Raw genomic sequence first — 18,932 nt, 5'->3', positions numbered from 1 at the left:
ATTATGCGAATTTGCGCTTGCTTAGTCAATGATTATGCAGAATTTTCGAGATTAACTGTATAAATATGCAAAAACATTAACAAAACTGCGGGTCCCAGCGACGGCAAAACTGAAAAAGCAATCTCCCAGGGTCCCATCGCGCTTCATTCTGGCTTCGCCAGAATAATTGCGCAACCCTGGGGCCCTCTTTTTCATTTTGCCTGCGTCCCACAGTTTTGTTAATGTTTTTGCATACTTTCAGACATCTATAACCTTTCTCTGTAAATTGACTAAGCAAGCGCAAATTCGCGTGATTCGGGATTCTACTGAATCCTTGTTGAGAGGAGAACTCGGAGGATATGATGATTGTCTGCGGAGTGGGAAAACATATCGGGCTGCCTCGAGAAGTTTTGGCGCTTAGCCATCGAAAACAATCCGAGGATTTTTCGAAGAAAAACCGCAGGATTGTTAACACCAAAAACTGGCTCGCGAGCAGCCCAATATGTTTTCCCACGGGAGCAGACAATCATCATAGTTCACGGTTGATACGGGGGCGTTACGGGGGTGTCCCCCGTTAGAAGGGGTGGCGGAAGACCGCGGAGCGGGCTGGAGACAGGGGAAGGCTTTCCCCTTATAGACTATTTTGATATAATCTGACGTTATGGAAAAACGATTTGCACATATTATAGAAGACTGCCGTGCGGAAGCTGGGAAAAGGCTTGTGGGGCAGGATGCTTTGATTGACGATATTTTGACTGCTTTTATTGCAGGCGGGCATGTGCTTTTGGAAGGTGTGCCTGGGCTTGCGAAAACTCTTGCCATTAAGACTACAGCTGAGATTCTTGGACTGGATTTTAAGCGTATTCAGTTTACTCCGGACCTGCTGCCTGCAGATGTTACCGGTACTTTGATTTATGAACAGAACAAGGGAACTTTCAGTGTTCGCAAGGGGCCTGTTTTTGCGAATGTAATTCTTGCTGATGAAATTAACCGTGCGCCTGCTAAGGTTCAGTCGGCTATGCTTGAGGCTATGGAAGAGCGTCAGATTACTATTGGCGAAGAAACTTACAAACTACCTGAGCCGTTCTTTGTTCTTGCAACTCAGAACCCGGTTGAGCAGGAAGGTACTTATAATCTGCCTGAAGCTGAGTTGGACCGTTTTCTTATGAAGCTGGTTATCAGTTACCCTGCTGCTGACGATGAAATGAAGATTGTTCAGACTGGCGGTAAGGCTGCTGAGATTCCGGTGCGTCAGATTATTAAGGGTGATGACATTAAGGCTTTGCGCGAGGCGGCTGCGGCTGTTACCTGCGATGAAAAGCTTGTTGAATATATTGTTTCTATTCTTACTGTAACACGTCCGGAGAACTCGAAGAAACAGCAGAGTGGCCGAACTCTTGTAAATACCGCTAACACTAACGATATTACCCGCTATATTCACTTTGGAGCTTCTCCTCGTGCGGGCATTGCTATGCTTCAGTGTGCTAAGGTTCGCGCTTTGTTTGCTGGTCGTGATTTTGTTCTGCCAGAAGATATTAAGGCTGTGGCTCTTAATGTTTTGCGCCATCGTCTTGTGCTTTCTTACGAAGCTGCTGCAGACAATGTTACTGCAGATGATATTATTTCAAGGATTCTTGATTTTATTCCGGTTCCGTAAGAGATGCTGAAACAAGTTCAGCATGACGAATAATATTATGCCAAAACGTTACCTTGCAAATAATGAATCTCTCATAAAAAAGGCTCTCTATCTTAGGCTTATGGCAGAAGATATTGCAGAGGGCATGAAGAGCGGTAACTTTCGTTCGCTGTACAGAGGTCAGGGAATTGAGTTTGCCGGGGTACGCGACTATATGCGCGGAGACGACATCCGCACAATCGACTGGAACGTAACAGCCCGCATGGGGCGGCCGTACATCAAAATATTTGAAGAGGAACGCGAACTTCAAATCTTTCTTATTACCGACTCGTCGCTTTCGATGCAGCTGGAAACGAACTCCGGCCGCCGCACAAAATACGCCTCGGCCGCAGAAACTGCCGCCCTCGTGACAATTGCCGCTGAGCTCAACGCCTGCCCGGTAGGCGCCGTATTCTTTGACGGCGCAATTCATTTTTCGTGCGAACCTTCACTCGGTAAAGAGCAGACAATGCAAATCCTGAATCATCTGGACAGGCTACCGTCAAATCCAAGGCCCGGCTCAGTGCTTCCCAACGCAATTTCCGCGGCGGCTAAGGTACTCCGCAAACGCTCTCTGGTCTTTGTCCTTTCGGACTTCCGCAGCGGCGGCTGGGAAAAACCGCTTATCTCACTCGCACAGAAAAACGACGTTATTGCGGTAAGCATTCACGACGCTTCTGACGAGGAACTTCCTTCTCTTGGAACTGTTGTTTTTAAAGATGTTGAAAGCGGACTTAAAATGAGTCTGCCGTCTTCGTCTCCGGCCTTCAAAAAAGAATGGCTCAGTTATAATGAAATGAACCAGAACCGCTGGCAGGATTTCTGTATTAAGCACGGAATTATGCCTGTGGTACTCGATACTAAAACAGAACCTGTTCAGGTGCTGAATCAGATTTTTGCGCGCAAGGCAAGAATGAGATAACGGGGAGTAGCTTATGCAGATTATTTTACCACAGCAAATTCTCGTTCCAAAAAAAGTTTACATTGGAGACACGGCTGAGCTCCGCTGTACTTTCAACAGCCCGGAGCCAGTTCTTAAAACTCTCACTGCAAATGGGGCGGCTGAGCTTGCACACAACTTTTACAACACTGAAGATTTTGAAATAAAAGAGATAAAGCTCCTGCCTGCGGGCGTGGACTTTTATCAGCTTTCTGTAACTTTTGTTCCGTGGAAAACCGGAAGCATTCAGTTTGACCCGCTCGTTCTGGAAGATTCTTTGACTATTGAATTTCAGCCGGTTCAGATTGTTTCTCTTATTTCAACTGATGCGGCAAACACAACTACCCTTCACGATACTGCCGCCCCTCTCCTGCTTCCGGGCACTGCCTATAAGCTTTACGGAACTCTGGCTGCATCTGTACTTCTGCTTATCATCATAATCAGACTTATCGTAAAACGAAAAAATATTTTGTTCTATATAAATCAAAGACGTCTGCTTCGTAAGTATAAGAAAAACCGTAAGCTGGCTGTTAAGCTTTTGCGCCAGAGCGAAACTGCTGAGCAGATTCAGAAAATCATGCGTCACTATCTTGAGGTGCGTTTTGATTATCCTTTTACCCGCTCTGTAACTTCAGAGATGATGAAGGGCTGGCAGGAGGCAACCGGCGGTCTTCTTTCGGATGAAAAGACTGAAGCCTTTGGCGAAATTGTTTCAAGCTTTATCCGCACTGACTTTATCCGCTACAGCAAGGGCGGTAAGTTTAAGGACGGCGAGCTTGAAGAACTTGTAAAATCTCTTTTAGCTCAGATTGATATTCTTGAAAAAGAAGGAGAAGCTAATGCCTAACTTTGAAAACCCAGCAGCCTTTTTTCTTCTCATCTTAATTCCTGCTCTCTATATTTTAAGATATACAAAAATCTTTAACCGCATTTCGTTCCCCGCTGTTCTTGCAGACTGGGAAGGACGCAAGTTTGAATGGAAGGGTCGCACTCAAAAATTTCTTTCTGCAACTGCTTCTGTTTTCTTTACTGCGGGCTTTTTAATTTCGGTTGCAGCGCTTGCGGCTCCTGTACTTTCGAATCAGGAAAAAGTTTACACTTCTGTTGGAACTGATATTGTTTTTGTTTTAGATACCAGCCCTTCTATGTCTGCAAAGGATGTGGATGGGGCTCAGCGTATTGAAGCTGCAAAAAATGCTATATACCTGCTTTCGAGCAAAAATGACGGAAGCCGTTATGGTCTTGTTGGTCTTGGAAGCAATGCTGCTGTTCTTGTTCCGCCAACCAGCGACCTTACTTTTTTTACTGAACGACTTTCACAAATTGCTGCCGGAAACTTTGGAAACGGTTCTGCAATTGGAGACGGACTGAGCACTGCTGTGTGCCATCTTGTTTCTTCTTCTGCTCAGAAAAAATGTATTGTTCTTCTTACTGACGGTGAAAATAATGCCGGAGAAATTCATCCGGAAACTGCGGCTCAGCTTGCGGCAGATAATAACATTACAATTTACGTTGTCGGTATCGGTTCAAAAGGAAAGGTTCCGATTGAATACACTGATCCTGTAACAAAACGTCTTTATTCAGGATATCTTGATTCAAACTTTAATCCTGCCTCTCTCAAAAAGATTGCTGACATTGCGGGCGGAAGATATTTTGAAGCAGTTACAATAAATGAACTTTCAGAAATTCTCAGCACTGTTGCAAAGCAGGAAGCTGTTACTCAGACTTTTACCTACCGTACAGTAAACAGACTTTTTTATCAGAAGTTCCTTTCTGTAGCGATTTCACTTTTTCTGCTGGCGTGGTTTATCAGAAGAGTGATTTTGAAAGAGATGGTCTGCTTCCATTACAAAAAGATTTTGTTTGTTCGTTCGGGCTGTCTTGCTGTCTCTCTGATTTTCCTTCTTCTTGCACATGCAGGGCTCACCTGGGGAACTTACCTTGTTCCGGTTCAGAAGTCCGGTCATTCGGTTGCAATGGTTTTTGATATTTCCAACAGTATGCTTGCAAAGGATTGCCCGGGAAACACAAGGCGACTTGAAGCGGCTTCTCTTTACGCAAAAAAGCTTCTTGCAAAAATGAACGGAACTCCTGTCTCTGTGATTATTGCAAAGGGAGACGGAATTGCTGCTATTCCTATTACTGATGATGCTGCAATGATTGAATCTCTTCTTGATGTAATGTCTCCGTCTTTAATGACTGTGCCGGGTTCAAGCATTGGAAAAGGAATCTTAAAAGCAAAGGATTCGTTCCCGGCTAATTTTTCTGCGGCCGGAAGAATCTGGGTTTTCACAGATGGTGAAGAGACAGACGGCCAGCTTACCTCTGCCCTGCTCGACTGCCAGAAGGCAGGTATTCCTGTAACACTAATTGGCTTTGGATCTGAAAGTGAATCTCCTGTATTAACCGGAGACGGAAAAACTCAGGTTATGTCGGCTCTTCGCCGCGACCGCCTTGAAACTGCAATTGCAGAAGCTTCAAACAAGTTCCGTTTCTTTAATAGTCACGAAAATCTTTTATACATTGACTCGCTTGAAAAAGGCTCTGCCGTTCAGCTGCTGTCTCAGCTTCGTTTTGGTTCAACAGAAAATCTTATTACTTCTTATGAAGTAAAACCTGTACCACGCTATAAACTCTTCCTTTCTCTTGCAGCCTTGTTCCTTGTCTTAAGCTACATTGCAACTGAATTTAACTTTGCACGCTTTTTTGGAGCTAAAGCTTCGCGTGCTCAGGCAGCCGCATTTATTTCTCTGATTACACTTTTCTTCTCGGGCTGTTCTTCGCAGACTGCTGATATTCTTAAGGGAACAGTTTCCTATCATCAGAAAAAATACAGACATTCAGTTTCGCGCTTTATGGCCGCATCTGAAAATGCCGCTGCAGACGCTAACCGCATAAACCAGAGCTATGCACTTTATGATCTTGGCACTGCTTACATTATGATTGGTGAAGACACAGCAGCTCTTGAACAGTTTAATTCAATTGGAGAAGACGCACCTGATGCTGTTCGCTATGCCGCATACTATAATGCCGGCGTTCTTTCATGGCGCAACTCTGATTTTGAAGAAGCCAGAGATTATTTCAGGAAGGCTCTTGAAATAGACAGCTCCAAAATCGATGCAAAAATTAATTTTGAACTTTCAATGCAACAGAGCGATGCAAAGGGCAAGCAGAATCAGAGTAATCAGATTCAGGCTTCTCCGGAAGAGTCTTCACCTCAGAATCTTGAAAAAGCCGTATTTGAACATATAAAGGAGAATGATCAGAAACAATGGAAAAACAACGAATCAAAACAGCCTTCAGATCTTGCAGAAGATTATTAATATCATTTCTCCTGATTTTTATTTCGTCTCTGAGCTTTGCACAGAGAGTTTCGCTTAATCAGATAAGACAGCTTAAAATCACTCCGGCTGAAGGACAGAATCTCTACACAAAAACAGACCTCAGATTTACTGTTGTTATTCCAAATGTAAGTCCATCACAGGTTCAGGTGCTTTCCATAAATCAGAAAAACGACATTACATTCCGCACTATGCGTAAAACTGAAAACTATGATGTACAGGGAACTACCATTGAACTCTGGTTTAATTTTGGAACAAAGGGAACTTATACGCTGGCACCTCTTCCTCTGATTGTTCAGAACCGCCGCTGTTCAATTAATTTTGAAACCATAACTGTAACTGATGACCCGGCAACTATGACTCCGCGAATTGTTGTAGTTTTTGAAGACGGCACAAAAGTTTATTCTGATGAAACTAATTACCCGACTCCGCTGCTCACTGTAAAAACCGGAAAGAAACTGAACTTTACCGTGAATATTCAGTATGCAACTCAACTGGTTCAGTTTAACTGGGACATTCCAAAAGATTCTATTTTTACCTGTACAAAGCAATATGAGTTTACTGAGGCTCGGCACCGCGAACGAATCTACAGTCATACTCTGAATCCGGTTGCGTCTTTTGAATGGACAGGGCTTGTACCTGGTCCTCAGACTCTTCCAAAAATAAGATTGAATGCCGCAGGTTATGACGGCTACAGGAGTGAACTCCGTCTTCCGGAAGTTATAATTGAGTTTACCGACAGCGAAGAAGTTTCAGATACAAATGATGATTCAGATATTTTTGCAGCAGCGTTTTTCCAGGAAGCATCTGAAACAGAAGAAATAGTTCACGCTGCGCTTACAAAAGAAGAATGCCAGGAACTTAGCAGCCTTTATACAAAAGAACACAACTTATTCTTTACCTATCCAAAGGCACGAAAAGAAAGAATCAACTTTGAAAATGAACACGGTCTTGTTTCTTCATCAAATCAGCTTTTCCCGGCTGTGCTTATGTATGTTTCGATAATTGTAATTCTTGCTTCTTTAATTTGTATGATTATCGCAATCCGAAGAAAGCATAAAATCAGAACGCTTTTGTTTGTTGTTCTTATGATTGTTGGACTTGCGATTTTGATTTACTGTGCGGTTCGCAGAAGCGAGCGTTACGGTATTTCCTGTGGCGGTAAGATTTATTCGATTCCTCAGGAAAACGCAGAATCAGTTTCTGAAGTGATAAGCGGAACCAGAGTACGCATTCTTGAACGCACTGGAAAATGGTATTACATTGAACTTGGTGAAACCGGCGGCTGGTGTACAGCGGACAATATTTTTATAATCAAATAAACTTTTCCGGACTCGAGCCGGAATGACAGCGAGGCGATTATGGACATGGGCGATATTCTTAACCAGTGGGATTCGATGCAGAAGAATCAGATTAAGAAGCAGAAGGAAAGCGGAAAAAATCAGGTATCTCATAAAAAAGCAAATGCGCCTACTGCAGAAGAAAAGGCTCGCGCCGCAGAAAAAGATTTTGAAGCAAAGCTCAGAGCCGATAACCAGAAGCAGATTAATCCTATGGAGCTCTGGCTTCGCCGCTACGGTACAATCGACAAAGACAAGATTGCAGAAGAACAGGAATCGCGTTCAAAGCTTTATGACAGAAACTATCTTTTGAATATGAATCCAGAGGCAAGACTCGATCTGCACGGACTTCACCAGGATGAAGCACAGGAAAGCCTAGACCGCTTTATCACAGACTGCAAGGCTCGCGGACTTCGCAAGGTTCTTATTATTCACGGAAAAGGCATTCACTCTTCCGGCTCAGACCCGGTTCTTGGAGAACTGGTGCGCCGCTTTATTGAACACGACAAACGCTGCGGTGCTTCCGGCCATCCAAAGACTAAGGCCGAAGGCGGAAGCGGAGCAACCTGGGTTCTTCTAAAGTAAATCTGAAACAGATATCACACACTTCAAAGGAAGATGATCTGAACAGCCCTCTCCCGTATAAATTTTATAGGAGACGGGAATACCATCTTCATCTGCAAGAGGAGAATCTTTTATTGCGGAAAAGGAAGTGATACTGGCATTTCCCAAAACAAAAATATTATCTATTCTTTCCCACTCACCACTGTAAAAATAACTTCCCGTTTCGTCCGCAAGTTTTCCATCTGAACGAAACCACGGAGAATAAACATTTAATAAAGAATCTGTTCCTCGTAGTACGGTATTAAAGTTTTCTGTTGCATCTGGAGCTGTTATAAAATCTTCTGCACTGCGGTTGAAGTCGCCACACATAACAACTGAATCATAAACCTTGGCCGTTTCACAAAGTACAAGCTCCTGCCAGTCCCGCCAGATTTCTGTTTCCTCTTCTCCACCCGATTTTGATTTCCAGTGATTTACAAAAAGCTCCACTTCCCTGTCTCCAATGCAAACAGTTACCTGCATCAGAGGGCGGGATGAAGGCTGGGCTTCTCCCTGAGTTTGAATATCAAGAGAATGAGTTTTAAGGCTTACTATTTCATATCTTGAAAAAACTGCACAACCGATTGCGCTTCCGCTTTCTTTTGCAAAACAGGCATACTGCCAGTTCTTTTTATTATCCCAGGAACCGCCGGCAAGAGTGTTTGCAATATCCTGAACAACTTCATCATTTTCAATTTCTTCCATCACAAAAATATCGGGATTCAGGGAAGTCATTACCTCGCAAAGTTTGTTCAGCCTCTTTACATATTTTTCTTTATTCCACCGCTCAGAATTCTTAAAATCTTTATATTCAGTTCCCCTTGTAACCGCATCAAAAAAAGTCTGAACATTCCAGCAGACAAGAGTAAAACTGCGCTTTGTTCCAGAACTGTCTGCTGAAGTTCCCGTAAGACGAAAAGACGATTCTTTTACAAATTGACTCCGGCAGCCGGTGAACAAAAGTGTCGCTGCCATCACAAAAATCAAAAATACAATAGTTTTTCGCATAAAACCTCCATTGTTAATATAGGTTTGATATGCGATTTTTGACAAAATTTCGGGAAATTTCTGCGATTTTTTTATTTTTTTTCTACGAGGAAAAGGAATTCCTTTACGTGGATTTCGCGGCCGCTGAGATTTCTGGATCCACGGAAGGCATTGTAATCAGATTCAAGGACATCAACTTTGCCGCAAGAAGAAAGAAGTTCAATCATTTCATCTTTTGGAATAAAACCTTCGGAGTTAAAGGAAACGAGAACAAAGCGTGCTTTTACATTGCGAACAAGGTCTACAAAGACTTCGGCAACGCGGCGTTTTTTGTTGTAGTCGGAACGGTTCCAGTCTCGTGGGATTCCTGAAACACGGCTGATTTTTTCTGCATCCGGGCGCTGATATTTTGCAATCAGATTCAGCATAAAATAATTTGAGCCATAAGGATGCTGATTATACGGAGGGTCAAAATAAGCAAGATCAAAAACGCCAGAGGTTGTAAAAGCTTTTTCATAAAGATCCGGATCCTGCACAAGAGCATTTGCATCGCAGCTGAAAACACGGGACTTACAGTTGAATTGAGAAAACACAGGGAAAGGCAGGCTGATTTTTCCGCGAATTCTGGTAAGCGCATTACGGCCGTTTCCACCAAACTGACCAGTTCCGGTTTTTGAGTTTTTGTAAAAGCCTTTAAAGATTCCCGCAGTATTTGCGTGAATTGAAGCTTCGGAAAGAAGAGGCGCAATAAAAAAATCTCTGAGTTCTTCGGGCACTTCTTTTTCAATAAGCTGGCGGGCTACATCAAGATAGGCAGCATTGTACGGTGTGTAAAAACAACGCTCCCCTTCTTCAATCTGATTTTCATCTGCAGGAGCATAAAGCTCAGAAATAAAGCCTGCGCCTTTAAATCCGGTTTCTGATTTTTCGAGTGTTGCCATGCGGCGATCTATTTTTTTACAAAGCGAAGTATGTAAAGCCTCAAGCTCTTCCAGATTTATTTTTGATTTATCGCTCAGATAGCAGCGGTTGATTATGCACGAATACTGCTCAAGATCATTAACTGTAATTGCTGAAGCATACTGTTTGAGGTAGCGGCTTACAATTCCACTGCCCGCAAAAACATCAAGGCAGGAAAGCTTTTCACGGCAAAGACGCTTCTGCACTTCGTGAACGCCAGTACCGATAAAATCTAAAAGAGCACGTTTATTTCCGATGTAGGTTATAAGCTGATTCTGGAGAAACTCCGGGTTTTCAGATTGTTTCAAAACCGGCTCCAATCTTATTCATCACTTCGAAAAAGTGCGGGAAGGTTACGCTGCACCATTCAGCATCGTTTACTGTTACTTTTTCTCCATCCGCCAAACCAAGCCCCAGACACGCAAGCGACATTACGATGCGGTGGTCTTTATAAGACTCAACCTCGCCACCGTGCAATCCTTCGCCCCCGTTTCCATATACAACGAGACGGTCGCCCTCGTCTACAATCTTAGCTCCGAGCTTACTCAGCTCACTGGTCATAGCCTTAATGCGGTCGGTCTCCTTCTTACGGCAGATATCGATATCCGTAAACACAGTCTTTCCTTCGATAAAGCAGGCCGCAACGGCGAGCGCGCAAATAGCATCCGGGAAGGCAGACATTTCAACAACAAGTTCACCGTTCGGAAGGCCAGCAGAACTCAGCTTCTTTCCACCACGAACAATAAGCTGCTCCGCGTCGCGCCTCCACTCAATGTCCGCGCCAACCGACTGCAAAACCTCAACGATTTTATCATCACCCTGGCTGCCAGAGCCATCAACATTATCAATTGTAATTTCGCTGCCAGAAATCAAAGCGGCAACGAGAGGGAACGCAACCCCTTCCCAGTCCGAAGGAACCGCACGGTCAAAGGCCTTAAAAGGCACCGGGCCGGTCACGGCAATTTTCTTAAAGTCCGGAGAAATTGAAACCGGAACTCCAACACTCTCAAGCCAGAGCTTTGTCATAGTAAGGTACGGAGTTTCCTTTGGATTTGTAAGCTCCATGTGAAGTGTGCCGTTAAGGCGGGAAGCTGCCATCATAAAGCCCGAAATATACTGAGAGAGAGCGCCCTCTGTAACAAGAGTTTTATTTACATCAATTGGTCCGCAAAAACTGAATGGCGGAGTTGTACCAGGCTTGCCGTCCGGGCCGGCATTAAGACTGCGGCCGTTTGCTCCAAACTGGCAGAGTGCATCAATCAGATGATTTACAGGGCGGCGGCAGATAGACTCATCGCCGGTAAAAGTACACTCGCCTGGTAAAGTAGAAAGCACTGGGCACAAAAAGTACATAAGAGAGCCGGAGTTTCCAACATCAATCTGACCTTCTGGAAGGTGAAGATTTTTGCCTGCACCACGCACAGTCCAGACAGCGCCGTCACGGCCCGTAGAAGCTCCACCGTCAACATCATCCCCAAAATCAACCTCAGCACCAACCTGACGCACAGCGGCTGCGGTAGAGAGACAATCATTACTTGGAAGTGGATTGGAAATATGCGAAGTGCCGTCTGCCATTGCGGCAAGAATCAGCGCACGAATTGTATGACTTTTTGAACCAGGAACAGTTATGTGTCCCGATAGCACAGACTTTTTTGCTACAGCTTTCATACCCCTATTTTACATTATTTTTCTGTCTATTTTCAATTACTACTTTTTCTGATAAAATATTATTATGACAAAGAGAGCTCTTATTCACGTAGAAAACACAGAGAATCTTGTTGAGTTTGCCGAGTTTCTTGTTTCAGACGGCTGGATTATTCTTTCCGCAAACAAGACCGAAGAAATTCTCAGAAAGCAGAAACTCCCTGTAACAAGGGAAAATTCTCTTTCTGAAAATAACATGATTAAGGCAGACACCTATAAGCTTATTCGCCGCATCATGATGTCAAAATATCATGAAGATGACGAACCTTATATTTCTCATCCGGATGCAGAAGACAATAACATCTTCATCATTTGTATGAATATTCTTCCTTCAATCAACACTTCAATTGTTTCAAAGCAGTTCGACAATCAGCTTTGTCCTAAAAATTATTTTGTTACTACTACCCTGCGCTGCTCTTTTGCAAATTACGAGAATATTTTAATTCTTACAGATCCAGCTGATTATAAAGAAGCAATGATTCAGATAAGGACTGGAAGCATCTCAAAAGAATTCCGAACTTATCTTGCTGCAAAGGCACTGAATCTTGTTTCTGCTTATGATGCAGGACTTTCTGCTTCAATTCTGCAGAGTGCAAAATACAACGAATTCTTTATGAATTATATGATGCTGCCCTTCAAGCGTGAGCTTCAGCTCCACTGCGGAATGAACGCACAGCAGAGTGCATATCTTTATAAATCACCTTCAGAGGAAGGCTCTGTTGGAAACTTTTTAAAATATCAGGGAAAAGATTTAACTTACACTCTGGTAAATGATATTGCCTATGCATGGCGTCAGATTAATACTCTGTTTGCCCTGCTTAAAGATCAGCTTACTGTAAAGAGTACAAACAGTGATGGTTATGAATTTACAACTCAGTTTACACCACTCACAGGAACTGTTTTTTCAATTGCCGTAAAGTTTGGAACAATACTTGGTGCTTCTCAGGCAACCAATGTTCTTGATTCCTTTAAGCAGACTTACACTTACGATACTGTTACAACCTTTGATGCAGTATTTGCCTGCAGCGCAGTAATCAATACAGAAGCTGCAGAAGAAATCGTAAAAGGTAATTTCGCCGCCATTGTTGCTCCAAGCTTTACAACAGAAGCAAAGACAATTCTTTCAAAGAATAAAAAGACTAAGCTTGTGCCTTCTGCAAAGGTAACAAATATTGATATGGAAGCCCGTTTTATTAACGGAGGTCTTCTTGTTCAGACTCAGGATAAAACTCTGTTTCATCAGTGGAAGGTGCGTACAAAGAACAGACCTTCTCAGGTTCAGACTGATGAAATGGTTTTCGGTATGCTCCTTGCAATGGGTGCGCGTTCTTACTCTGCAGTTCTCTTAAAGCAGAATTCTATCTGCGGAATTGCCCAGGGCTGTACTTCAGAAAAGCGTGCAATCGACGGCGTATGGTACGAGGCTCTTAAATATTCTGAGCGTGCCAGCGGCCTTGCCGGCGGAGAGTTTGGTCTTAGTAAAAATATTGATACAAACAATCTCGGAGAAATTCTTGTGTGTGACGGAATCATTCCATTCTGTGATACAACTAAAAAGCTGATTGACTGTGGTGTAAAGGCCATTCTTCAGACTGGCGGAACTATTTCCGATGATGAATTTGTAGATTATTGTAACGAACACGGTGTTGCCATGGTTTTTACTGGTATGACACACCTGTCATTTTAATTAGAGGTTTTTATGCTTTACTATCTTGGTTCTTATCTCCAGAATTACTGGGGTCCTGCGCGACTCCTCACATCTTATGCAGTACTTATTATTGTTGCCTTGTATCTTGGATTTTTCCTTGCCTACAAACTCATTCCAAAATTCTATAATGTTCTTCCACACGACCGCGGCCGTGAATTCACATTAAAAGATAATGCAGAAGCAGCTAAAGGAAAGCCTACCGGAGCTGGTGTTGTGTTCATCACAATCTTTGTGCTCATCAGTTTTCTTATCTGCCCTATGACCTGGACCCGTGCTTCTATTGTAGTTCTTACCTGGATTACAATGCTCACCGGTTACCTTGATGACCGCAGTACTGACAGCTGGGGCGAATACCTCAAGGGTGCACTCGACCTCATCATCAGTGTTGTTACAGCCTTCATTCTTTATTTTGCATTCAAACAGATTTCTCCAGACGGAGTTGTCCGCTTCTGGCTTCCGTTCTTTGCGAATGAGATTGCTGTAAATCCTGTTGTTTATATTGTGATTTGTACAATCATGCTCTGGACATCAATAAACACAACAAACTGTACAGACGGTGTAGATGGTCTTTCTTCTACCCTGGTTCTGATTGCCCTTTTGACTCTTGGACTTTTCTTCTACTTTGTTCTTGGCCACAAGGACATTGCAGCTTATCTTTTGATTCAGCATCTTCCTTCCGGAGCTAACTGGGCTATTCTGCTTATGGCAATGGCCGGTGTTGTAATGGGCTACCTGTGGCACAATGCATTCCCAAGCAAATGTCTTATGGGAGACGCAGGGAGCCGCGCCCTTGGATACTTCATTGGTGTTGGCGTAATGATCAGCGGAAACCCATTCATTATCCTCGCTACTTCATCAATCATTTTGATTAACGGTGGTATGGGACTTTTGAAGGTATTCCTTCTGCGCTTCTTTAAGATTAAGATTTTTGAAAATATCAGATTCCCGCTTCACGATCATATGCGTAAGAACCGCGGATGGTCACCAACACAGGTTTTGCTGAAGTTTATGATTTTACAGCTGCTGATTACTTGTGCGATTATGGGAATTTTCCTTAAAGTACGCTAGATCTCAAAATATATCGAATCGGCGTTAACAGAAAAAGGGCACCAGCCAAACGGGGAATTATGAGTTTGTCTGGTACCCTTTTTCTGTTAACGCCATTCTATTTAGTTTGCGAAGAACTCAATCAAAGTTTCCGCATCTTTTATCAGATTCTCAATGATACAATATTCATTTGGCTGATGTGCCTGGTCGTCTAGTGTTGACCAGACTACGGCGTCTATGCCTTCGCGGCGGAGTTCTGCACCAACTGTGCCGCCACCGATACCGATAAACTTTGCATCAATTCCGTGAATCTTTTTGATTGCGGCTGCAAGCTTCTGTGCTACCGGAGCACTTACCGGAGTTGCAGGGCTTTCTGATTTCTGTGGAGTTGTGTACTCAATTTTTACACCGTACTGTGCTTCAACTTCGTGAATGCGCTTGTCTACTTCGGCGAGGACCTCGGCCAGTGTATAGCATGGCAGAATGCGGCAGTCCATGCAGAAAGTATCTTCACCAGGAATGATGTTGATGCTGTCTACGTTCTTTTCGCGTTTTGTAGGCTGGAAGGTTGAGTAGTCCGGCTCGAAAAGCGGGTCATGTTTATCGAAAACTTTTTCAAGCTCGTTGAGTTTTACAGAGAGAGCGCACGCGGCAAGGCATGCGTTGGCTCCGCTGTCTGGGCGACTTCCGTGAGTCTGTTTTCCCATTACGTGAACGCGCAGCCACAACAAGTTCTTTTCTGCAATTTCAATTGTGCGGCCTTCGCTGTCTCCTCCATCTGGAATGAGAACAAGGTCGTTCTTGCGGAAAAGGTCTGTATTTTTGATGAGCCAGATTGCTCCGTACTCGCTGCCGTTTTCCTCATCAGCTACAAAAAGAAGCTTGATTGTGCGGGCAGGAGTAATTCCATTTTTCAGATAATAAAGGGCAGCAAAAGCAGCAGAACAAAGCCCCTGCTGATTATCTTCTACACCGCGCCCGTAAATCTTTCCGTCTTTTTCTACAACAGTCCATGGGTCTGTATTCCAGAGTTTTGGGTCGCCTACAGGAACTACGTCCATATGAGCCATTACCCATACACGCTGAGAATCATCTGCACCCGGAATTGTTACAACAAGGCTCGGTCTTACACCGGCACTAACACGGCTGTCTGGAGCTTCAAAGCGCTCAATTGTACAGCCGTTTTTGTCAAAGCCGTTATCGCGGAGCCAGGCCTCAAGGGCAGCTGCCTTTATCGATTCTCCATCTCCACCGCCCTCCGGGGCAATGGCTGGAATAGAAGTGAGTAATGTTTCAAGGGCGACAATTTCGTTTCGTGAGTTATTTAAAAAATCTTTAGATGTCATAACTATCCTATGTCATTGCGAGGAACAAAGTTCCGAAGCAATCTATTACATGGATTGCTTCGCTGCGCTCGCAATGACGTTTTTCTTTATCTGTACACTTCCCAGGTAGTTTTTACGAGAGTGTCTACGTCAGAATATTTTGGCTCCCAACCAAGCAATTCTTTTGCACGCTTTGATGTTGCATACAGACATGCAGGGTCACCTGGGCGGCGCTCTACATCTTCTGAAGGAATCTCTTTTCCTGTAATCTTTCTTGCAGCATCAATAATTTCTTTTACAGTTGTTCCCTTTTCTGTACCAAGGTTTACTGTAAGGCTCTTATCATTCTTTGTAATATAATCCAAAGCCATAACGTGAGCACGTGCAAGGTCAGTTACATGAACGTAGTCGCGGATACAAGTTCCGTCGCGTGTATCATAATCAGTTCCAAAAACCTTCATTCCGCTCTTCATGCCGGCAGCAACTTCCATAACACGTGGAAGAAGATTTGCAGGGTTCTGTTCAAGACCACGGATTTCTCCTTCTGGATCATAACCTGCAGCATTGAAATAACGGAGAGCAGCAAAACGCATTCCTCTAAGCTGGTCATACCAGTTCATAAAGCGCTCAATCTCAAGCTTTGTAAAGCCATAGTAGTTTTCAGGATTCTTTGGATGATCTTCATCAATTGGAAGATATTCTGGTGAACCGAATACAGCAGCAGATGAAGAGAAAATCATCTTTTTACAGTTATGCTTTACAGCTGCATTCATAATGTTCAAAGTACCTGTGATGTTGTTGATAGAATACTTTTCTGGTTCAACCATAGATTCGCCTGCTGCCTTAAATGCCGCAAGATGAACAAAGGCATCAAAGCCGCGTGCAAATGCCTGATCAAGGTCTCTCTCAATTAAAATGTTTCCGTAAATAAAATCGTTCTTTGGAAAAAGATTGCAGCGAAGTCCACTTGAAAGGTTATCAAATACTGTAACCTCGTGACCAGCCTTCATCATTTCTTTTACAACGTGGCTGCCAATGTATCCGGCACCACCAATTACTAAAACCTTCATAAAATCTCCTTATAGTAGAGTGAAAGAGAAACGTATTTCCCTTCACCTGTCATTGCCCAAAATGAATCATATAACTCATAGCCTTCAGGAAGGCCTGGCTTTTCCAGCTCCATTACCCTTTCGGCCTGATCTGCATTTATCCCCTCTCCTCTCAATATAACAATTTCGCAGGAAGAAAGTTGCTGAACACTTTTTTTAATTTTTACCAGATTATCTTCATAGGCAGACTCAAACCATTCTGGCAGAGTTTGGCCGAATCCACGATATTTCCAGTCTTCAAAAAGTAACTTTTTATGGTTTTGTTTTTTTTCATTATATACAACGCTGTCATTCTGTGCAGAAGTCATTCCAGATGTTGAAGCACAAGCGCTTGTAGAGATGATAAGCAGCAGAAGTAAAAACATTCTGATGAGTTTTTTCATTACTGCTATATTATCAGATTCGAGGCATAATGTTAAGGTAAAGTCTTATATCATTTATACTTGAATCAAAAATAGATTTTGAGGTAAACTTCTAACACTATGAAAAAATTAATTACACTCGCAGCAATTCTTGCAGCAACAATGATTTTGTTTTCTTGCAGAACTCTTAAAGAAATACCAGAAGAAAAAACTTCAGCCCAGATTATTCAGATGGGTCAGAACTATGTTGGAAACTCAGATTTCAGCTCGGCTGAATTCTGCTACAATACTGTAATTGAGCGCTATGGCTCAGATCCTGCTATTTATGTTGAAGCCAAATATGAACTTGGCCGTGTTTACCTTGCACAGCGCAAATACGACAAGGCATATTATGCTTTTAATGAAGTACTTGAGATTTATGATTCAGGATACTCAGCTATGCTGCCAGGTGCTTACAAAAAGCTCTGCAACATCAGCCTTACTCAGATTCCTGAAAAAAGACTTCAGGAATTACAGAATAAATAAACTCCGTCATCCCGAACTTGTTTCGGGATCTTGATATAGATGCTGAAACAAGTTCAGCATGACCTAGTTTTTAGTCCTTTGGCAGCAGAATAGAATGAATCTTAATCTTTCTGCTGTCTGCAATTTTCATTACATAATCTTTTGAATACTTGCCGCTTCCGCGTGGTGTTGGGTGCGGCTCTGCATCACCAATCAAAATAATCTTTTTCTGCGCAGTCGTTCTCCACGAATAGAACTCACACGAGGCATACATTGCTTCGTAAACCGCCTCGGGAATGTCTCCACCTTCTTTGCCGTAAATGCGGATTGAATTAAGATTCTTAGAAAAACTTGTAAAATTAGAAGTAAACGGATAAACCTTTACAGGTAAATCCATATACTTAAAGGTATCTCCATAATCTCTATAGAAAAGAAGGCCAATTCTTGCTCCAGGACTGCCGCCAAAAAGCTCTTCCAGAAGCGGATACATATCTGTCTTCAGCTTATCAATATCATTCTTCATACTTCCTGTGGCATCAATTGCAAAAACAAGATCAAGATTATCCTTATCTTCTATATTTTCCAGAAGTCCCTTTATATCTTCAATAATAGTTTCCGGTCCTTTTGAATAGATAATATCATCAGAAAGTTCCTTAAATTTCTCGCTTGCAATAGGGTTATAATCATCTGTAAGGATTGTTTCCGGTTCTTCAACAGGATCAGGCTCCGGTTCTGACTCAGGAGCTGGTTTTGGAGCCGGCTTTTTTACCACTCGCTTTACTACCCTGAAATCAAACATAAACGGGCTATCCATATAATCGCCGGTATAATCTGCATATGGCTTTTCAAAAGAACGGATATTGATAAAAGTGCCCTTTCCAATCTTTACTTCGCCCTTACGAGACCAGTCATAGCCATAAACTATTGTTTCTGGAATATAAATATGAAAAGCTGGTCCAAAAAAGCTTGTATCTTCCACTGTAGAATCCACAAGGCTGTATTTTGCCCCTTCTGATTCAAGCTTTTTACCGTCCAGAAGGCGGATTTCATCACCATTTATACTATTATATTCTTTTGCACGATATGCATAACTGTCATTTTTACCGGCAGGGTCCTTTGTTGTCTCTGTAAGAAGGATGGAATTAACATTTAAAGTCTTTTTTACATAAAGATGATAGCCACCGTTCTTTGTATCTGGTACAAGTCTTACATTTTCTGCCGTAATTCGGAGCTGCTGCTGTTTTTCTGTGAATAATGAGGTTTGAGAGCCATCATTCTGCGCAAAAACCATCTGCATTGCTGCCAGAAGCACTGTTACTAAAATAATCTTTTTTTGCATTCTATCCCC

The 18,932-nt window shown here is 42.9% G+C and carries 16 protein-coding genes; 9 read left to right on the top strand and 7 right to left on the bottom strand.

Annotated elements, in window-relative coordinates; genetic code table 11:
• The first annotated feature begins 640 nt into the window (after nucleotides 1-640).
• The 6 genes from BM161_RS09325 to BM161_RS09300 are packed head-to-tail and all read left to right on the top strand — an operon-like array spanning nucleotide 641 to nucleotide 7,860.
• Entirely contained in the window at nucleotides 641-1,636 is a 996-nt protein-coding gene (locus tag BM161_RS09325) for an AAA family ATPase (protein WP_074932076.1), read from the top strand.
• A gap of 37 nt (nucleotides 1,637-1,673) precedes the next feature.
• The gene (locus tag BM161_RS09320; protein ID WP_083425748.1) at nucleotides 1,674-2,576 is read left to right on the top strand and encodes a DUF58 domain-containing protein; all 903 of its coding nucleotides are present in this window, start codon (nucleotides 1,674-1,676) and stop codon (nucleotides 2,574-2,576) included.
• 13 nt (nucleotides 2,577-2,589) lie between these two features.
• Nucleotides 2,590-3,441: a hypothetical protein gene (locus tag BM161_RS09315; protein WP_074932070.1), complete on the top strand. Its 852-nt coding sequence runs from the start codon at nucleotides 2,590-2,592 to the stop codon at nucleotides 3,439-3,441.
• Nucleotides 3,434-5,917 (top strand): VWA domain-containing protein, encoded by a 2,484-nt coding sequence (locus tag BM161_RS09310; protein WP_074932068.1) that lies wholly within the window; start codon nucleotides 3,434-3,436, stop codon nucleotides 5,915-5,917. Before BM161_RS09315 ends, BM161_RS09310 begins: the two co-directional genes overlap by 8 nt.
• On the top strand, nucleotides 5,866-7,257 hold the full coding sequence (locus tag BM161_RS09305; protein ID WP_074932066.1) for an SH3 domain-containing protein: 1,392 nt from the start codon (nucleotides 5,866-5,868) through the stop codon (nucleotides 7,255-7,257). The genes BM161_RS09310 and BM161_RS09305 overlap by 52 nt, the downstream gene beginning before the upstream one ends.
• 39 nt (nucleotides 7,258-7,296) lie before the next feature.
• Nucleotides 7,297-7,860, top strand: coding sequence for a Smr/MutS family protein (locus BM161_RS09300; RefSeq protein WP_074932064.1), 564 nt, complete (start codon nucleotides 7,297-7,299; stop codon nucleotides 7,858-7,860).
• On the opposite strand, the gene BM161_RS09295 is transcribed toward BM161_RS09300, so the two are convergent.
• The 3 genes from BM161_RS09295 to aroA all read right to left on the bottom strand — a co-directional run bounded on the left by BM161_RS09295 (nucleotide 7,852) and on the right by aroA (nucleotide 11,493).
• Entirely contained in the window at nucleotides 7,852-8,886 is a 1,035-nt protein-coding gene (locus tag BM161_RS09295; RefSeq protein ID WP_074932061.1) for an endonuclease/exonuclease/phosphatase family protein, read from the bottom strand. The two genes, BM161_RS09300 and BM161_RS09295, sit on opposite strands and share 9 nt — an antisense overlap.
• Before the next feature lie 71 nt (nucleotides 8,887-8,957).
• A complete protein-coding gene (locus tag BM161_RS09290; RefSeq protein ID WP_143090530.1) occupies nucleotides 8,958-10,133 on the bottom strand; it encodes a DNA adenine methylase in 1,176 nt (391 codons plus the stop codon).
• On the bottom strand, nucleotides 10,120-11,493 hold the full coding sequence (gene aroA, locus BM161_RS09285; protein WP_074932055.1) for a 3-phosphoshikimate 1-carboxyvinyltransferase: 1,374 nt from the start codon (nucleotides 11,491-11,493) through the stop codon (nucleotides 10,120-10,122). Before aroA ends, BM161_RS09290 begins: the two co-directional genes overlap by 14 nt.
• Nucleotides 11,494-11,557: 64 nt before the next feature.
• Here aroA and BM161_RS09280 point away from each other — a divergent pair, with 64 nt between their 5' ends.
• Nucleotides 11,558-13,216, top strand: a complete 1,659-nt coding sequence (locus BM161_RS09280) for a hypothetical protein (protein ID WP_074932052.1) — start codon at nucleotides 11,558-11,560, stop codon at nucleotides 13,214-13,216.
• A 12-nt stretch (nucleotides 13,217-13,228) separates the two neighbouring features.
• Entirely contained in the window at nucleotides 13,229-14,305 is a 1,077-nt protein-coding gene (locus tag BM161_RS09275) for an MraY family glycosyltransferase (RefSeq protein ID WP_074932050.1), read from the top strand.
• 101 nt (nucleotides 14,306-14,406) lie between these two features.
• Here the strand turns inward: BM161_RS09275 and BM161_RS09270 are convergent, their stop codons facing one another.
• The 3 genes from BM161_RS09270 to BM161_RS09260 all read right to left on the bottom strand — a co-directional run bounded on the left by BM161_RS09270 (nucleotide 14,407) and on the right by BM161_RS09260 (nucleotide 17,101).
• Nucleotides 14,407-15,630: a M20 family metallo-hydrolase gene (locus BM161_RS09270; protein WP_074932047.1), complete on the bottom strand. Its 1,224-nt coding sequence runs from the start codon at nucleotides 15,628-15,630 to the stop codon at nucleotides 14,407-14,409.
• 86 nt (nucleotides 15,631-15,716) lie between these two features.
• Nucleotides 15,717-16,679 (bottom strand): UDP-glucose 4-epimerase GalE, encoded by a 963-nt coding sequence (galE, locus tag BM161_RS09265; RefSeq protein WP_074932044.1) that lies wholly within the window; start codon nucleotides 16,677-16,679, stop codon nucleotides 15,717-15,719.
• The gene (locus BM161_RS09260) at nucleotides 16,676-17,101 is read right to left on the bottom strand and encodes a hypothetical protein (RefSeq protein WP_074932042.1); all 426 of its coding nucleotides are present in this window, start codon (nucleotides 17,099-17,101) and stop codon (nucleotides 16,676-16,678) included. Before BM161_RS09260 ends, galE begins: the two co-directional genes overlap by 4 nt.
• A gap of 99 nt (nucleotides 17,102-17,200) precedes the next feature.
• On the opposite strand from BM161_RS09260, the gene BM161_RS09255 reads away from it, so the two are divergent.
• Nucleotides 17,201-17,605 carry a tetratricopeptide repeat protein gene (locus BM161_RS09255; RefSeq protein ID WP_074932040.1) on the top strand — a complete coding sequence of 135 codons (405 nt, stop codon included), beginning with the start codon at nucleotides 17,201-17,203 and terminating at the stop codon, nucleotides 17,603-17,605.
• A 70-nt stretch (nucleotides 17,606-17,675) separates the two neighbouring features.
• Here BM161_RS09255 and BM161_RS09250 read toward each other — a convergent pair whose 3' ends face one another.
• A complete protein-coding gene (locus tag BM161_RS09250) occupies nucleotides 17,676-18,923 on the bottom strand; it encodes a vWA domain-containing protein (RefSeq protein ID WP_074932037.1) in 1,248 nt (415 codons plus the stop codon).
• Between the last annotated feature and the right edge of the window lie 9 nt (nucleotides 18,924-18,932).

This window comes from Treponema bryantii (genome assembly GCF_900113965.1).
Classification (GTDB): domain Bacteria; phylum Spirochaetota; class Spirochaetia; order Treponematales; family Treponemataceae; genus Treponema_D; species Treponema_D bryantii_A.
The sequence above is the reverse complement of the archived record's forward strand: the minus strand, read 5'-3'. Positions and strand labels throughout refer to the sequence as shown.

Coding starts and splice junctions, on each gene's coding strand:
- BM161_RS09270 (WP_074932047.1), bottom strand. CDS start 15,630: ATGACATCTAAAGATTTTTTAAATAACTCACGAAACGAAATTGTCGCC.
- BM161_RS09325 (WP_074932076.1), top strand. CDS start 641: ATGGAAAAACGATTTGCACATATTATAGAAGACTGCCGTGCGGAAGCT.
- BM161_RS09250 (WP_074932037.1), bottom strand. CDS start 18,923: ATGCAAAAAAAGATTATTTTAGTAACAGTGCTTCTGGCAGCAATGCAG.
- BM161_RS09295 (WP_074932061.1), bottom strand. CDS start 8,886: ATGCGAAAAACTATTGTATTTTTGATTTTTGTGATGGCAGCGACACTT.
- aroA (WP_074932055.1), bottom strand. CDS start 11,493: ATGAAAGCTGTAGCAAAAAAGTCTGTGCTATCGGGACACATAACTGTT.
- BM161_RS09255 (WP_074932040.1), top strand. CDS start 17,201: ATGAAAAAATTAATTACACTCGCAGCAATTCTTGCAGCAACAATGATT.
- BM161_RS09305 (WP_074932066.1), top strand. CDS start 5,866: ATGGAAAAACAACGAATCAAAACAGCCTTCAGATCTTGCAGAAGATTA.
- BM161_RS09300 (WP_074932064.1), top strand. CDS start 7,297: ATGGACATGGGCGATATTCTTAACCAGTGGGATTCGATGCAGAAGAAT.
- BM161_RS09260 (WP_074932042.1), bottom strand. CDS start 17,101: ATGAAAAAACTCATCAGAATGTTTTTACTTCTGCTGCTTATCATCTCT.
- BM161_RS09310 (WP_074932068.1), top strand. CDS start 3,434: ATGCCTAACTTTGAAAACCCAGCAGCCTTTTTTCTTCTCATCTTAATT.
- BM161_RS09320 (WP_083425748.1), top strand. CDS start 1,674: ATGCCAAAACGTTACCTTGCAAATAATGAATCTCTCATAAAAAAGGCT.
- galE (WP_074932044.1), bottom strand. CDS start 16,679: ATGAAGGTTTTAGTAATTGGTGGTGCCGGATACATTGGCAGCCACGTT.
- BM161_RS09275 (WP_074932050.1), top strand. CDS start 13,229: ATGCTTTACTATCTTGGTTCTTATCTCCAGAATTACTGGGGTCCTGCG.
- BM161_RS09280 (WP_074932052.1), top strand. CDS start 11,558: ATGACAAAGAGAGCTCTTATTCACGTAGAAAACACAGAGAATCTTGTT.
- BM161_RS09315 (WP_074932070.1), top strand. CDS start 2,590: ATGCAGATTATTTTACCACAGCAAATTCTCGTTCCAAAAAAAGTTTAC.